The organism is Planococcus wigleyi, from assembly GCF_014836985.1.
GTDB classification, from domain to species: Bacteria; Bacillota; Bacilli; order Bacillales_A; family Planococcaceae; genus Planococcus; species Planococcus notacanthi.
The window spans coordinates 243460-259819 of record NZ_JACSPU010000004.1 but is presented as its reverse complement, the minus strand read 5'-3'; the positions used below and the strand labels follow the sequence as shown (position 1 = coordinate 259819).

16 protein-coding genes are annotated in these 16360 nt (G+C 45.9%); 15 read left to right on the top strand and 1 reads right to left on the bottom strand.

Going from position 1 to position 16360, the window contains the following annotated elements; translation table 11 throughout:
- The 11 genes from xseA to H9630_RS12620 all read left to right on the top strand — a co-directional run bounded on the left by xseA (nt 1) and on the right by H9630_RS12620 (nt 10449).
- Nucleotides 1-1350 carry an exodeoxyribonuclease VII large subunit gene (gene xseA, locus H9630_RS12665; RefSeq protein ID WP_191715842.1) on the top strand — a complete coding sequence of 450 codons (1350 nt, stop codon included), beginning with the start codon at nt 1-3 and terminating at the stop codon, nt 1348-1350.
- A 4-nt stretch (nt 1351-1354) separates the two neighbouring features.
- Entirely contained in the window at nt 1355-1591 is a 237-nt protein-coding gene (xseB, locus tag H9630_RS12660; protein WP_142827851.1) for an exodeoxyribonuclease VII small subunit, read from the top strand.
- The gene (locus H9630_RS12655) at nt 1588-2469 is read left to right on the top strand and encodes a polyprenyl synthetase family protein (RefSeq protein ID WP_191715841.1); all 882 of its coding nucleotides are present in this window, start codon (nt 1588-1590) and stop codon (nt 2467-2469) included. Before xseB ends, H9630_RS12655 begins: the two co-directional genes overlap by 4 nt.
- Nucleotides 2470-2564: 95 nt before the next feature.
- Entirely contained in the window at nt 2565-4469 is a 1905-nt protein-coding gene (gene dxs / locus H9630_RS12650; RefSeq protein WP_191716061.1) for a 1-deoxy-D-xylulose-5-phosphate synthase, read from the top strand.
- Nucleotides 4466-5287, top strand: coding sequence for a TlyA family RNA methyltransferase (locus tag H9630_RS12645; protein WP_191715840.1), 822 nt, complete (start codon nt 4466-4468; stop codon nt 5285-5287). Before dxs ends, H9630_RS12645 begins: the two co-directional genes overlap by 4 nt.
- A 96-nt stretch (nt 5288-5383) precedes the next feature.
- On the top strand, nt 5384-5833 hold the full coding sequence (gene ahrC / locus H9630_RS12640) for a transcriptional regulator AhrC/ArgR (protein WP_142827854.1): 450 nt from the start codon (nt 5384-5386) through the stop codon (nt 5831-5833).
- Nucleotides 5834-5849: 16 nt separating this feature from the next.
- Nucleotides 5850-7547 (top strand): DNA repair protein RecN, encoded by a 1698-nt coding sequence (recN, locus tag H9630_RS12635; RefSeq protein WP_191715839.1) that lies wholly within the window; start codon nt 5850-5852, stop codon nt 7545-7547.
- A gap of 84 nt (nt 7548-7631) precedes the next feature.
- The gene (spo0A, locus tag H9630_RS12630; protein WP_191715838.1) at nt 7632-8405 is read left to right on the top strand and encodes a sporulation transcription factor Spo0A; all 774 of its coding nucleotides are present in this window, start codon (nt 7632-7634) and stop codon (nt 8403-8405) included.
- 236 nt (nt 8406-8641) lie between these two features.
- The gene (locus H9630_RS18880) at nt 8642-8776 is read left to right on the top strand and encodes a hypothetical protein (RefSeq protein WP_255548253.1); all 135 of its coding nucleotides are present in this window, start codon (nt 8642-8644) and stop codon (nt 8774-8776) included.
- Nucleotides 8777-8975: 199 nt separating this feature from the next.
- Nucleotides 8976-9485 (top strand): DUF6241 domain-containing protein, encoded by a 510-nt coding sequence (locus tag H9630_RS12625; protein ID WP_191715837.1) that lies wholly within the window; start codon nt 8976-8978, stop codon nt 9483-9485.
- A gap of 238 nt (nt 9486-9723) precedes the next feature.
- On the top strand, nt 9724-10449 hold the full coding sequence (locus tag H9630_RS12620) for a glycerophosphodiester phosphodiesterase (RefSeq protein ID WP_191715836.1): 726 nt from the start codon (nt 9724-9726) through the stop codon (nt 10447-10449).
- 11 nt (nt 10450-10460) lie between these two features.
- Here the strand turns inward: H9630_RS12620 and H9630_RS12615 are convergent, their stop codons facing one another.
- Nucleotides 10461-10694, bottom strand: coding sequence for a DUF2627 domain-containing protein (locus H9630_RS12615; RefSeq protein WP_191716060.1), 234 nt, complete (start codon nt 10692-10694; stop codon nt 10461-10463).
- 124 nt (nt 10695-10818) lie between these two features.
- On the opposite strand from H9630_RS12615, the gene H9630_RS12610 reads away from it, so the two are divergent.
- From H9630_RS12610 to buk, 4 genes are all read left to right on the top strand, one after another.
- Nucleotides 10819-12864, top strand: a complete 2046-nt coding sequence (locus H9630_RS12610) for a sigma-54 interaction domain-containing protein (protein ID WP_191715835.1) — start codon at nt 10819-10821, stop codon at nt 12862-12864.
- A gap of 133 nt (nt 12865-12997) precedes the next feature.
- Nucleotides 12998-13906, top strand: coding sequence for a phosphate butyryltransferase (gene yqiS, locus H9630_RS12605; protein ID WP_191715834.1), 909 nt, complete (start codon nt 12998-13000; stop codon nt 13904-13906).
- A 25-nt stretch (nt 13907-13931) separates the two neighbouring features.
- The gene (locus H9630_RS12600) at nt 13932-15026 is read left to right on the top strand and encodes a Leu/Phe/Val dehydrogenase (protein WP_191715833.1); all 1095 of its coding nucleotides are present in this window, start codon (nt 13932-13934) and stop codon (nt 15024-15026) included.
- Nucleotides 15027-15270: 244 nt separating this feature from the next.
- The gene (gene buk / locus H9630_RS12595) at nt 15271-16353 is read left to right on the top strand and encodes a butyrate kinase (RefSeq protein ID WP_191715832.1); all 1083 of its coding nucleotides are present in this window, start codon (nt 15271-15273) and stop codon (nt 16351-16353) included.
- The last annotated feature ends 7 nt before the right edge of the window (nt 16354-16360 follow it).

Here is a 16360-nt window from a genome sequence, read left to right as displayed (position 1 = left end):
GTGTCAACCGACCCGTATTTAAGTGTCAAAGCGTTAACCAAATACATAAAAAAGAAATTTGATGCCGATCCTCACCTGCGTGATGTTTACGTTAAGGGTGAGCTTTCGAACGTCAAAATCCATACCAGCGGGCATATTTATTTTACGCTGAAGGATAATGCGGCCCGTTTGCCAGGCGTCATGTTTTCGGCAAATGCCAAATCGGTCAAGTTTAAACCTGAAAGCGGCATGACTGTGCTGATCCGCGGAGATGTCACGGTTTACGAAGCATCCGGCCAATACCAATTGTATGCGCAGTCGATGCAAGCGGACGGCATTGGCGATTATTACTTGGCTTTTGAACAGTTAAAAGAAAAACTTGCCAAAGAAGGCTTGTTTAATGCCTCCTATAAAAAGCCGCTGCCGCGTTTCCCTAAACGGATTGCAGTAGTGACGGCACAGACCGGCGCTGCCGTTCGAGACATCATCATCACGCTTCACCGTCGCTACCCATTGGCAGATGTCGTGCTGTATCCGACACTGGTACAGGGAAGTGGTGCGACGCAATCCATTGTCCAATCGATACAGGCGGCCAACAAAGGTGATTTCGATGTCATGATTGTCGGACGGGGTGGCGGGTCGATTGAAGATTTATGGGCATTCAATGAAGAAGCGGTCGCACGGGTGATTTTTGATTCCCGAATTCCGGTCATTTCTGCCATTGGCCATGAAACCGACACGACCATTGCAGACTTTGTCTCGGACCTACGGGCACCAACGCCGACGGCCGCTGCGGAACTGGCTGTGCCAAGCCAGGCGGAACTGCTGGAACGCATAGCGAGTTACCGCAGCCGCATGTACCGGATGGTTTCAGGAAGCGTCAATCAGCAAAAAATAGCCTTGAACCGGTTAGCGACATCATTCCCGTTGGCTTATCCTGAGCGCCTGTACCGGCCGTTCATCGAACGTGTCGAACGCGCTGCAGAATCCTTGCAAAGGGAATCCCTGCAGCATTTGAAGCGTTCTCAGGAACGCCATAAAACACTTGACCAGCAATTGAAATCGCGTATGCCGCTGCAGCGGATCCGCCAATCCGAAACGGAAGTGGCGGAACTGGCGAGACGGCTTGATTACCAAATGAACCAATTGCTGAAAAACCGATCGCAGCAGCTGTCTTCAGCAATCCGGACGCTTGATGCACTGAGTCCATTGAAGATTATGGACCGTGGCTATTCGATTCCTTATATAGAAGGAAATGTCGTCAAAAGTGTAACGCAGGTGAAAACAGGCGATCGTCTGACCATTGCCATGCAGGATGGAACTGTAGAAACCACTGTCAATGAAATAAATCCAGCAAATGAAGGAGACTAAAACGATGGCTGAAAAGAAAATCATGTTCAATGATGCAATGGAGCAACTTGAAGAAATCGTCCGCCAGCTCGAACAAGGAGATGTGCCACTGGAACAGGCACTGACTCTCTATCAAAAAGGCATGGAGCTTTCGAAAGTCTGCCACGATAAACTTCAGAATGCAGAAAGCCAATTGGTGACCATGATGAAGGACGGCAAAGAAGTGCCGGCTGACATAGAAATGGATGGGAATGCGAAATGAATCTGACTGAATTCCGAGCTCATTATGAACCGCTTATCCAACAGGAAATGGCACATTTAATTTTGTCTTTGTCAATTCCGGATTCCTTAAAGGATTCCATGCATTATTCATTGCAAGCGGGCGGAAAACGCATCCGCCCGATTCTGCTGTTGGCTGTACTTCACGAACTGAGTGGTGAAGAACATCCCGATGCATTAAAAGTGGCAGCTGCCATTGAAATGATCCATACATATTCGCTCATCCACGATGATTTGCCAAGCATGGATGACGACGATTTGCGCCGCGGCATGCCGACCAACCACAAAGTATTTGGGGAAGCTGTAGCGATTTTGGCAGGAGACGCGTTGTTGACTTACAGTTTTGGCATTGTCGCACGCCTTCAACACGTTTCCAGTGACGATAAAATACGTTTGATTGACTTGATGAGTGTTTCTTCTGGAGCTGAAGGAATGGTCGGCGGCCAGATATTGGATATTGAAGGCGAAGAAAAGAAATTGACGCTGGAAGAACTGGAACAAGTCCATCGATTGAAAACTGGGGCTTTGCTGACCTACAGCATTTTGGCTGGCGGCATTTTAGCGCAGGCATCCAACGAAGAAATTATGGCACTCAGCCGATTTGGCGAACACCTTGGCCTTGCGTTCCAGATTCAAGACGACATACTGGACGTTACCGGTACCTCCCAGGAACTGGGTAAAACTGCCGGAAAAGATGAAACGAGTGAAAAAAGTACGTATCCAAGTCTGCTGACATTGCCGAAAGCAAAAGAAAAACTCGATTTTCACGCATCAGAAGCCATTAAGGCACTTGAATCGCTGGAAGGCGAAAAATCATTGCTTCTGCAATTGACCCAATTGATTGTCCAAAGAAAAAGCTGAATTGTGAGGCTCTGATTTGTACATTCGCTGTAGACTGATATAATATGAACAGACAGTCAGAAGGAAAAATTTCAATAAAAAGGTGCGTGATGGCAATGGATCTTCATTCGATTACTGGTCCATCTTTCTTAAAAGAGCTGACAACTAAGCAGCTTGAAGTATTAAGTGAAGATATTCGACGGTTTCTAATAGAGAACTTATCAAGAACAGGCGGACATATCGGTCCGAATCTTGGCGTGGTGGAACTGACAGTTGCGCTGCATAAAGTATTCGACAGCCCGTCTGACAAATTTATATGGGATGTGGGACATCAATCGTATGTCCATAAAATCCTGACAGGAAGAGCTGGCCAATTTGATACTTTGCGCCAATTTAAAGGCCTTTGCGGCTTCCCGAAACGCAATGAAAGCGACCATGATGTTTGGGAGACCGGACACAGTTCAACTTCATTGTCGGCAGCTATGGGAATGGCAGCAGCCCGTGACATCAAAAAAGACAGCAATCATGTCATTCCGATCATCGGTGACGGAGCGCTTACGGGCGGTATGGCTTTTGAAGCATTAAATCATATCGGCCATACGAAAACGGACATGATCGTTATCTTAAATGACAACGAAATGTCCATCGCTCCGAATGTTGGAGCGATGCATAGCATGCTTGGCCGTATGCGGACAGCAGGCAAATACAACAAAGTCAAAGACGATCTTGAATACCTGTTGAAGAAAGTGCCGGCAGTCGGCGGGCGATTGGCGTCAACGGCTGAACGTGTAAAAGACTCGTTGAAATATTTAGTGGTTTCCGGTATGTTTTTCGAGGAAATGGGCTTTACATATTTGGGGCCGATTGATGGACACGATTTGGAAGAATTGGAAGACAACCTGCGTTATGCCAAGAAGACGAAAGGCCCTGTCCTGCTTCATGTCGTTACGAAGAAAGGCAAAGGTTTCTTGCCGGCTGAACAGGATACAATCGGCACTTGGCATGGAACAGGCCCTTACAAGATGGAGACTGGCGATTTGGTGAAATCATCTTCAAAAGCTCCTTCATGGAGCGGCTTGGTGGCAGAAACTGTCCGCAAACTGGCACGCACTGATGAACGGATTGTGGCTATTACACCGGCAATGCCGGTCGGTTCGAAATTGGAAGGTTTTGCTTCCGAATTCTCAGACCGCATGTTTGATGTCGGCATCGCGGAGCAACATGCGACAACGATGGCTGCAGGACTTGCAACACAGGACATGAAACCATTTTTAGCGATTTACTCGACATTCCTTCAACGTGCCTACGATCAGGTGGTCCATGATATCTGCCGCCAGAATTTGAACGTCTTTATTGGAATTGACCGTTCGGGGTTGGTCGGAGCTGATGGCGAAACACACCAAGGTGTATTCGACATCGCCTTCCTGCGCCATTTGCCGAATATGGTCATTATGATGCCGAAAGATGAGAACGAAGGCCAACATATGGTCAAAACTGCCATCGATTACAATGGCGGTCCTATTGCCCTCCGCTATCCGAGAGGCAACGGTTTAGGTGTGCCAATGGACGAAGAGCTGAAAGCATTGCCGATCGGCTCATGGGAAGTCCTGCAAGAAGGAACCGATGCCGTAATCCTGACATTCGGTACCACCATTCCGATGGCCTTGCATGCGGCCGAACAATTGCTTGAACAAGGCATTTCGGCACAAGTGGTCAATGCCCGGTTCATCAAACCAATGGATGAAGCGATGCTGCATACTATTTTCGAACGGAATATCCCGGTTGTTACGATTGAAGAAGCAGTTCTTCAAGGTGGATTCGGCAGTGCCGTTCTGGAATTTGCGCAAGAAAATGGCTACCGCGAGACTGTCATCGATCGTTTGGGAATACCGGACCACTTTATCGAACATGGCGACGTCTCTGAATTGATGGACGAAATCCATCTGAACAGTGATGAAGTTGTACGTGTCGTAAAAAAATGGACACAATCCAAAACGCAGGCAGGTTCAACTATTCTATGAACAAACCAAAAAAAGAGCGAGTAGATATCCTGTTGGTTGAGCGGGGTATTTGTGAAACACGCGAAAAAGCAAAACGTGCCATTATGGCAGGAATCATCTATTCAGGATCTGAGCGGATGAACAAACCGGGGGAAAAAATTCCGGAGGACGCACCGCTTCAGATGAAAGGCAATGATTTGAAATACGTCAGCCGAGGAGGCTTGAAGCTTGAGAAAGCATTGCAGCAGTTTGATTTGTCGGTTGACGGCAAATTGATGCTGGATATCGGCTCATCGACAGGCGGCTTTACGGATTGTGCCCTTCAAAATGGCGCCAAACATTGCTACGCGCTGGATGTCGGCTATAATCAATTAGCGTGGAAAATTCGGCAGGATGAGCGGGTCACAGTAATGGAACGGGTTAATTTCCGCCATTCCAAACCTGAAGATTTCGTTCAGGGTCTGCCGGAATTCGCCACGATTGATGTGTCCTTCATTTCTTTGCGCATCATTTTTCCAGTCTTGAAACAAGTTTTGGTGCCAGGCGGAGACGTGATTGCGCTTGTGAAGCCCCAGTTTGAAGCCGGCAGGGAGAATGTTGGGAAAAAAGGCATTATTCGCGACCCGAAAATCCATCAGGATGTATTGGTCAAAGTGGGCAAGTTTGCAGTCGAATCAGGATTTCATGTGAAAAACATGTCGTTTTCACCGATTACCGGAGGAGAAGGCAATATCGAATTTTTATTCCATCTTCAATCCAGTGCTGAAGGCCAGGAAATAGCCGGAGTTTCCGAAACGTTGATTGATGAAACAGTCAAAGCAGCACATGAATTGTTGTAAACACATTCCAAAAGGAATGTGTTTTCTTGTCTAATGTATGTTATAACTGTAGAATATTAAGTATATGGAATAATTATTCATTCAAGGGGGAACACCATGAATAAAGGACAGCGCCACATTAAAATACGTGATCTTATTTCGAATCGTGAAATTGAAACACAGGACGAGCTGGTGGATTTATTGAAGTCAGCGGGTTATGAAGTAACGCAAGCGACTGTATCGCGTGATATCAAAGAATTGCATCTGGTGAAAGTCCCATTGCAGGATGGACGCTACAAATACAGCCTGCCAGCAGACCAGCGCTTTAATCCTATGCAGAAACTGCACCGTGCTTTGACGGACGCTTTTGTCAGCATCGATGGAGCCAGCCATTTCCTGGTTATGAAAACATTGCCCGGTAATGCCCATGCAATCGGTTCACTGATCGACCATTTGGACTGGGAAGAGATTCTCGGGACCATTTGCGGCGACGATACCTGCCTAATTATCTGCAGAGATACTGAACATCGTGAAATTCTAAAACAGCGTTTAATCGAAATGCTTTAAGAAGAGGTGAACGGATATGCTTCGGGAATTAGATATACGCAATTTTGCCATTATCGACGCCCTGACCGTCAGTTTTTCTGAAGGGCTGACTGTTTTGACAGGGGAAACCGGTGCCGGTAAATCCATTATCATTGATGCCGTGCATCTTTTGGCCGGTGGACGGGGAAGCCAGGAATTTATTCGTCATGGTGCCAAAAAAGCAGAAATAGAAGGTTTATTTTCTTTGGACGACGATCAGCATCCGGTCTTCCGCAGATTAGAGGAATTCGGAATCACATGGAGTGATGGCGACATTTTGCTGCGCCGGGAATTGAACGATAAAGGAAAGAATGTTTGCCGCATCAACGGCAAACTGGTAACTATTTCCATTTTGCGCGAAGTCGGAGCTGCGCTCATCGATATCCACGGACAGCACGAAACCCAGGAATTGATGGATGAAAAACAGCATTTGTACCTGCTGGACCAATTTGCCGGCAAAAGCCTGGCTAAGTCCAAGGAAAGCTATCACCATACTTTCGATAAATACACCAAATTGAAGCGTGAGTTTTCTTCCTATACGGAAAATGAACAGCAGATTGCCCAGCGCATCGACTTGCTGACTTTTCAGCTGCAGGAAATCGAAGCAGCGGAGTTGGTCATCGGTGAAGAAGAGGAATTGGTGGCAGAACGCAAAAAACTGCAGAATTTCAATAAAATCTACGAGTCGATCTCAGCTGCCCATGAAGCGATCCAAGGTGAGAGCAAAGGGCTGGACTGGATAGGTTCTGCCATGTCAGAACTGGAGCATGCTGCATCGGTGGATGAAACGTTTACCGGATCTTCCGAGACTCTCTCTGGAGCATTTTATCTGATTCAGGACACAGGAACGGAAATCAAGCGCATTTTGGATGATATGGAATTCGATCCTGCCCGTTTAAATGACATTGAACAGCGTCTCGCTGTCATTCAATCGTTAAAAAGAAAATATGGTGCATCCTTAGAAGACATTTTGCTGTATCATGAAAAGCAGACAGATGAATTGGATAAATTGGTCAATCGAGATCAGCGCTATCAATTGGATCAGGAAAAGCTGAAGGAATTGACCGATGATTTGCGAGTCGAAGCCGAAGAGCTGACGATTCTGCGCAAAAAAGCTGCGAAAAGCCTCGGCAAAGCCATCATGGAACAATTGAAGGAATTGCATATGGCAAAAGCCTCGTTCGAAGTGAATTTCGGGATTTTGCCGAATGGCCGATTCGACAGGAATGGCCATGACTCAATTTCCTTCTATATTTCCACCAATTTGGGTGAACCGCTCAAGCCGTTGACGAAAGTAGCTTCAGGCGGCGAATTGTCCCGTATGATGCTGGCTTTGAAAACCATTTTCTCCAAGCACCAAGGAATTACGTCCATTATCTTTGATGAAGTGGATACAGGTGTCAGCGGCCGGGTCGCTCAAGCGATTGCCGAGAAGATTGCAGCGATCTCTGTGCATTCCCAGGTCTTGTGCATTTCCCATTTACCGCAAGTTGCTGCAATGGCAGACCAGCATTTGTTTATCGAAAAGAAAGTCGACAAACAGCGGACGACCACTGCGGTCACCGAGTTAGATGGACGCGAACGAACAGAAGAGATGAGCCGGATGCTGTCAGGCGCTGAAATAACGGACCTGACACTGCAGCATGCAGAGGAATTGCTGTCGCTTGCAGCCGATCGTAAGCTCTTGATGAAATGAGCCGGTCCGGCAGCCGGGTAGTAGGGCCCGCTGTTGGATTGTAAATGTGAAAACAGAAGAGTCAGTCACCAAGGAGAGAGCCAAATGGATAAAATTAAAATCGCAATTGCAGATGATAATCGCGAATTGGTCGGACTGATGGAAGATTATTTAAATGCACAACCCAATATGGAAGTGGTGGATGTTGCCTATAACGGCAAGACCTGCATCGAGATGCTGCAAAAGCAAACGGTCGATATCTTATTGCTGGACATCATCATGCCCTATCTGGACGGTATCGCTGTTTTGGATGCGCTCAAGGAAAATGGGGATTTGAAAGAGATTGACGTTATTATGCTGTCTGCTTTCGGACAGGAATCCATCATGAGCCAGGCAGCCGATTACGGGGCTTCCTATTTCATTATGAAGCCTTTTGAAGCCAACCGCCTGGCCGTACAAATCAACCATATCATGAATGCGCGGAGCAACGCGGCAGGACCGCCTGAAGGCCGTTTGACGCAAGAAGACCGAATTACCAATATGGTCAAAGAAATTGGCATCCCTCCTCATTTAAAAGGATATAGTTATTTGAAGGAAGCCATCACTTTAGTATTAGAGCAGCCAGAGGTACTCAATAAAGTCACGAAAGTACTGTATCCTGGAATCGCCTCTAAATTCGATACAACATCAGCGCGGGTCGAAAGATCGATTCGCCATGCCATTGAACAAGTGTGGAATCGCCACGAAACCATTGACCACATCGCCAAAATTTTCGGATACAGTGTAGCGCATTTAGAATCGAAGCCGACTAATTCTGAATTTATCGCAATGGTCGTAGATAGTTTGCGGCTTGAAATGCGAAATGAATCAGACCAATAGAATTTTTTAACTTTCTTATCGCTTAAACAGCGGCAAGAAAGTTTTTTATTTATCTGGAGGATAACGCCGAAGGTCCCTTGCTGCACTTGAATTCGATGGAAATACGCTTACTTTTAGACAGGAAATCCAGGTTTAGCTTCTGTGGATTAGAGGAAAAGGTTAAGACGCTGCTTTATTGCAAGCAGTAGAAGACTTCAATGAAACGATTACAGCAAAATGGAAAGAGGCGAATGCACGTGCAAATGATCAGGCAAATTGATGACTACTTTTTGGGCAATGGAGAAGGGACAGTTGTCGACCGGCTGTATTTTTACGGGGTATATTGTGCAACTTTAGGCATCGCATTTTTTACCATGCTGTCGTTAGTATAGATGTCCAGGCATGATCCATAGGAAAAGCAAGCCAGTGAGAATATGCTCATTGGTTATTTTTTATGGGAAAAAGCAGAACAACGTGTTATATACATAAAGGAAAAAACTTGCCAAATACATGGAAAATCGATGAGCTATTTGGTATAGTGGTACTTATTGCGCTGAATAAAAAAATGAAATTTGCTGAAGGAGTTTTTGCATGATTAAACGGAGTGTCTATTTGGTTTCCGCTATTATTTTAATGGCTGTTATCGCATTTGGAGCATTGAAGTTTTGGGATAAGGACAAACTGTCCGGCAGTTCGATATCTGCTGAAACTTCTTCGGAAGAGGCGCTTGAGACAAGCGTCAAAAAGGTGGAAGGGCTGGAATTTGCCCAATCTGTTCCAGAAGATGCTTCAGAAGCCACAGTGATGGCCATGATGCACAAGATGACCCATCAAAAAGTTATCGCTTCTGAAAAATGGGGAATCATCCAAATGGACCAAGAATCCATTTCCAAAGCAAAACAGCTTTTGCAGGCATCTGATTTCAATTCCAAAGAAGAGTTGCTAGAAATCATCAACCGGTGGGAAAAAGGCAAATTCGATCAAGTGGATGATGACCATAACTTCATTTGGGAACTCCAAGGCGGCAGCATTGGCCGAGCGACAGGCATTTTGACAGAACAACAAGAACAGCAATTCATTGAAAATAATTTCAGCAATTAAAATTTCGGAATCCGGCCTGAAGCCGGATTTTTCTTGTTCCCAGCTTTAAATGTAATATCTTACATAAGGTTAAATGAACAAAATCCAAACCCGTAACAAGAAAACAACAACCGGCAAGGCTTTTAGTCTGTTGCAATAAATGTTAAAATGGTTGGGAAACTATTTAGAAGTCAGCTGGATTGGCAGAATATGATCTTGTTGAGTTAAGCGGATTTCAAAAATGGAAGAGGATGATTTAATGTCTGAAGTCAAAGTGTATGCACACCGAGGCGCTTCAGGATATGCACTGGAAAATACATGGTCAGCTTTTTACAAAGCCTGTGAATTTGGTGTTGGCATCGAATTGGATGTCCAGATCACCAAAGACGGCGTTGTTGTCGTTTACCATGACGATAATCTGCGGCGCTTGACTGGCGTCGATGCTGGAATTGAAACGCTCGATTACGAAGAAATAAAGGATCTGCCTGTCGGCCGGAGGTGGCTGCGCAAATTTCAGCACCATCAGATGCCGCTGGCTTATGAAGTTTTTCAATGGGCAAAGAAAAAGAACATCCCGTTGAATATTGAACTGAAAAGCTCGTTTGCGAAAAATGCCAAGGGGCCACAGATACTCGCTGCTATGCTGGAAGGGATGAAAGAGATCCATCTGTCCTCCTTTAATGCAGAGTTATTGAAGGAAATGAAAAAGTTGATGCCTTCCACGGAAATGGCGTGGATCATCAAGAAAAATGTCCAGTTGTCCCGAATTAAAGAATTGGAATGGGTGGATAGCATTCATCTTCATAAACGGCTTCTTGCAAAATCCGTTAAAGCAGATGTGTTGAAACTTGATAAGAATGTCCGTTTATATGGAGTTCTGGGGTCAGAACCCCTTATGAAACGATTGGATCCGCAATTGGTAGGAATCATTACCAATTATCCGGATCGTGTTAAACGAAAAATTGCGTCTTCCCTTATCGGGTAGACGCAATTTTTTTATTTCTGGAATCTTTTCGACACGGTTCCTTTTTTTCGATCACGGTTCAGCAGGAAACCAGCAAAAAAGCCGATTCCGAGAACCACAAAAATAGTTCCTAAAGTAAATTGAATCCAAAGAGCCGGATAAGGCTCGAGCAATTTATTGAACAAGGTATCGCGCATCAATTTGATGCCGTATGCCGCCATGATTCCAGGGATCAGCAAAATAATAAATGCTACTAAACGTCCCATAATTCCACATCCTTCTTCATCTATTGTTTCCAATTCGGTTAAAGTTGTCAAGAAATCCTTCCTGCGTTACCCTTAAATTATATTGCAATTACTTGCAAAACATCGGAAATGAGGTTGAACTATCTTGCAAAACGTATTGATCATTGGAGGAGGCGTTGGAGGATCAGCTATCCTCAATACGCTAATGGAAACGGATTACCTGCATGTCTATGGAGTTGTGGATTTAAATCCGAATGCTTCAGCCATTAAAACAGCAGCATCCCGCGGCATTCCAACCGCTGAAGACTACGCGAAATTCGACAAGCAACAGGTGGATATTGTTTTTAATGTAACGGGAAGTGATCAGCTTTATCAGGAATTGAAGGACTATTATTTGGAGAAAACGGTTGTCATTCCGGGGAGCTTGGCAAATGTCTTTGTCCGGCTGCTGGAAGAGAAAGAGCATTTCATCACGCAACTCAGCAAAGATAGCCACAGGGAAAAAATCATTTTCAATTCCATAGAAGAAGGCATGATCGGCATCGATAAAACAAGCCGCATCACTTTTATCAACAAAAGCGCAGCAAGAATGCTGGGGGTGCAGGTGGAAGAAACTATCGGACGGCACATTCATGAATTCATTTCACTCAGCGAATTGCCAAGAATCTACGAAACCGGCCGGATTGAACTGAATAAAGAGCTGGAACTGATGAATGGAGCAACGATTGTCACCTCACGCTTTCCGATGATCGATGAAAATGGAGAGACAATCGGTGCATTTGCAGTATTCAAGGACATTACGGAAGTGGTGTCGCTGGCAGAGGAAATTACAGATTTGAAGGAAATACAGACCATGCTGGAAGCCATCATCCAATCGAGTGACGATGCCATTTCAGTCGTTGATGAGAAAGGCAATGGCTTGCTGGTCAACCCTGCCTATACGCGAATTACCGGATTGCAGATGGAAGACGTCATCGGCCAACCGGCCTCTGCGGATATTTCGGAAGGGGAAAGTATGCACTTGAAAGCGCTGCAGACCCGTAAACCGGTTCGGGGCGTCAATTTGAAGGTGGGCCCATCAAACCGGGAAGTCATCGTCAATGTCGCTCCAATAATCGTCGACAATAAATTAAAGGGCAGCGTCGGGGTCATTCATGATACCACCGAGATCCGCTCATTGATGAAAGAGTTGGACCGCGCCCGCAGCATCATCCGGACATTGGAATCGAAATATACCTTCGATGACATCATCGGCTTGTCTTCGGAAATGCAATTGTCTCTTCAGCAGGCGAAACTGGCGGCACAGACTTTGGTGACGGTTTTGCTGCGCGGGGAATCCGGTACAGGCAAAGAACTTTTTGCGCATGCCATCCATAGCGCGAGTGAACGGAAATTCAACAAATTCGTGCGTGTCAATTGTGCAGCGCTTTCTGAAGAATTGCTAGAAAGTGAACTGTTCGGTTATGAAGAAGGGGCGATTCCCGGCATCAAGACTGGAGAAAAGCGCGGGTTGTTCGAAGAAGCGAATAACGGCAGTATTTTCCTCGATGAGATCGGTGAATTGTCTTCTTCGCTGCAAAGCAAGCTGTTGCGCGTGCTGCAAGAACATGAAACGTTGAGGATTGGCGGCGGCAAACCGATTCCTGTCAATGTCCGTGTTATCGCTTCGACAAATGCCAATATGGAAAAAGCTTTGCTGGACGGCAAGTTTCGTGAAGATCTTTACTATCGCCTTAACCGGATGCCGATCCTCATCCCGCCTCTGCGAAACCGCAAGCAGGACATTCCAAGAATCGTTGAACGGCTATTGCTGAAGCTGAACCAGGAATATGGCCGAAGTGTTGAGTCTGTGTCAGACAAAGCTCTGCAGTATTTGCGCGTCTACGATTGGCCGGGGAATGTCAGAGAACTAGAGAACGTCCTCAGCCGCGCCATGATTTTTATGCAGATGAACGATAAAGTGTTGACCGAAGAACATATCCCTTTGAATATGCTAAAAGTTGCGGAAGCCAAAAATGAAGTCGTTATCCAGTCTTCGGCCCCGCTTCAGGAACAGTTGGATACAGTTGAACGAGGAATTCTTCACCGTGCATTGCAGCAATACAACGGCAATAAATCGAAGACAGCCAAGCAATTGGAAATCTCTTTGCGGACCTTGTATTACAAATTAGAAAAATACGGTTTAATGTAACGACTTTGCAATTTATTGCAGGGTTTTGCAAGAATTTGCAATAAAATATGGTTAAAACTGCAAATAAAACGCTTTCATCTCTTATATATCCTCATTTGTTCTGTTTTAATTAAGAAGAATGAGGTGAGCATCAATGGCCACATTAACACAATTGATCGAAAATGTTCCAACAGATTCAAATCTCACTGTCGCTGTTGCTGCAGCTGCTGATTCGGCTGTCCTGGAAGCGGTGAGTATGGCCGTTGCCCGAAACATGGTGCGTTTTCGCTTATACGATGATGAATCGGCAACAACAGCAATGATGCGGGAGCATTTCCCTCAATTGCTGGATCATCCGGATATTCAGCTTCATCATGTCAGCAGCCTGGAAATGGCTGCTGAAGAAGCCGTGAAATCGGTGTACAGAAATGACTCCGATATCTTGATGAAAGGCCAGATTGCAACCGCCATACTGCTGAAAGCAGTGTTGCATCCGGATTACGGCTTAAGAACCGGAAGAGTCATGTCCCAAATTGCCGCTTTTGAAGTAGCTGGATTCGACCGGCTGATTTTCGTCACGGATGCGGGCATGAACATCAATCCGGACTTACCTCAAAAAGTACAAATTATCCAAAATGCTGTCCAGATTGCACGTTCAGTCGGAGTAGTTATGCCGATTGTCGCGCCATTAGCAGGAGTGGAAGTCATCAATCCGAATATGCAGGCCACGCTGGATGCAGCCGCATTGACCGCAATGAACCGCCGCGGCCAAATAAAGAATTGTATCGTGGACGGCCCTTTCGCCCTCGACAATGCAATTTCCATTGATGCAGCCAAACATAAACGGATTGCCGGCGACAACGCCGGCAAAGCCGACATTCTACTGGTTCCTACTATTGAATCGGGCAATATCCTGTATAAGTCGCTGGTATTCTTTTCAAATGCAAAAGTCGGCAGTATTGTTGCGGGTGCGAAAGCGCCAATTGTTCTGACGTCCCGTGCCGACAGTGCCGAAAGCAAATTATATTCATTGGCTTTGGCAATTTGTTCATCATTAACATAAGGAACAACTACTAGGAGGAATTGAAATGGAAATTTTCAGCAGAATGGAACAACATGATTACGAACAATTAATTTTTTGCCAAGATAAAAACTCAGGGCTTAAAGCCATTATTTGTATCCACGATACGACGCTTGGACCGGCACTTGGCGGCACGCGCATGTGGAATTATGCAACTGAAGAAGAAGCAATTGAAGACGCAATCCGCCTAGGGCGCGGAATGACCTATAAAAATGCTGCAGCTGGCCTAAACTTGGGCGGCGGAAAAACAGTTATCATCGGTGACCCGTTAAAAGACAAGAATGAAGAAATGTTCCGCGCTTTCGGACGCTTTATCCAAGGGTTGAATGGCCGTTACATAACTGCTGAAGATGTTGGAACTACAGTTGCGGATATGGATTTGATCCATGAAGAAACAGATTACGTTACTGGGATTTCGCCAGCTTTCGGTTCTTCAGGCAATCCATCTCCTGTTACTGCATACGGGGCCTACATCGGCATGAAAGCTGCTGCACTTGAAGCTTTCGGCGATGATTCTCTTGAAGGCAAAACAGTTGCAGTACAGGGAGTAGGGAATGTTGCTTACCCGCTTTGCGAATACCTTCATAAAGAAGGCGCGAAATTGATCGTTACGGACATCAACGAAGAAGCAGTGCAACGTGCAGTCACTGCATTTGGCGCAACAGCAGTTGCACCAAATGACATCTATTCACAGGAAGCGGATATTTTTGCACCATGTGCAATGGGCGCTATCATCAATGATGACACGATTCCCCAATTGAAAGTGAAAGTGGTTGCCGGTTCTGCCAACAACCAATTGAAAGAAGAACGCCATGGCGATGAACTTGAAGCACGCGGCATCGTTTATGCTCCTGACTTTGTTATCAACTCTGGCGGCGTCATCAACGTTGCGGATGAATTGTATGGCTACAATAACGAACGTGCAATGAAACGTGTAGAAACAATTTATGACAGCATCACAAAAATCTTTGAAATTTCTAAACGCGACAACGTACCAAGTTACATTGCGGCAGACCGCATGGCTGAAGAACGCATTGAGCGCGTCCGCAAATCACGTTCGCAATTCTTAAGAAACGAACACAATATTTTAAGCAGAAGATAAACTTCAATCAGCAGGAGGTTTCTTTTACGACCACTGTAAAAGAGCAGCTTTCCTCTGAGAAGTTTCCCATAAACACCGCTTCGGCTGCTTTGGGCACCGCTCCCGTGAGAAGCCAGGCATCTGATGCCTGGCTTCTTGCTTGGCTTAAACAGCAAACTGCCGGAAGCATTGCTCGAAAAGAAAGAACAGTTTATAAAAAGGAAAACCAATAAACGTTATTTTAGAAAGAAATGGAGGGGTGGATGTGCAAAAACAGCAAAATCGTATCCTGGCCATCAACCCTAAAACCACTTCGACTAAAATAGGTGTTTTTGACAACGATATCTTAATTATGGAGAAAACCATTCTCCATACGGCAGAAGATTTAGGGAAGTCCGCTGATATTTTCAGTCAATATCCCTTCAGGAAACAAACCATTCTGGAGGCGTTGGACGAAGAAGGCATGAATGTTTCCAAGTTGTCCGCGGTCTGTGGAAGAGGCGGCTTGCTGCGCCCCATCGAAGGTGGAACCTACACGGTGAACGAACAGATGCTTGAGGATTTGCGGCAAGGCTATGCAGGTCAGCATGCATCCAACCTGGGAGGAATTTTGGCTTCGGAAATTGCAGATGGGTTAAACATTCCCGCATATATCGTCGACCCGGTAGTGGTTGATGAAATGGAGCCGATTGCCCGGATATCCGGTTTTGCGTCCATTGAACGCAAGTCCATTTTCCATGCACTCAACCAAAAGGCCGTTGCCCGGCGATACGCCAGCAAAGTTGGACGCTCTTATGAAGAGGTCAACCTGATTGTCGCTCATATGGGTGTCGGCATCACGGTAGGTGTACATCAAGGAGGCCGCGTTATTGATGTCAACAACGGTCTGCATGGCGATGGTCCATTCAGTCCTGAACGGGCAGGGGCCGTACCGGCAGGCGATTTAGTGGAATTGTGCTTTTCCGGACAGTTTAACCGGCAGGAAATGATGATGAAGTTGGTCAGACAAGGTGGATTGACGGCCTATCTGGATACCAATGATGTCGTGAAAGTTGAACAACGCATAAAAAAAGGTGATTCTCAAGCGGATTTGGTTTATCAGGCAATGGCCTATCAGATCGCCCGCGAAATCGGCGCTGCCAGCGCGGTATTGAAGGGGCAAATAGATGCGATCATTTTGACTGGGGAACTTGCGCATGGTGAAAGCTTTGTTAAAGCAATCACAGAACGGGTCAACTGGATTGCCGATGTGGACATCCAGCCGGGTGAAAATGAGCTTCAGGCTTTGGCTGAAGGAGCGGTCCGCATATTGAATGGGGAAGAACGGGTCAAGCATTATTCATTTTAACCAGAGT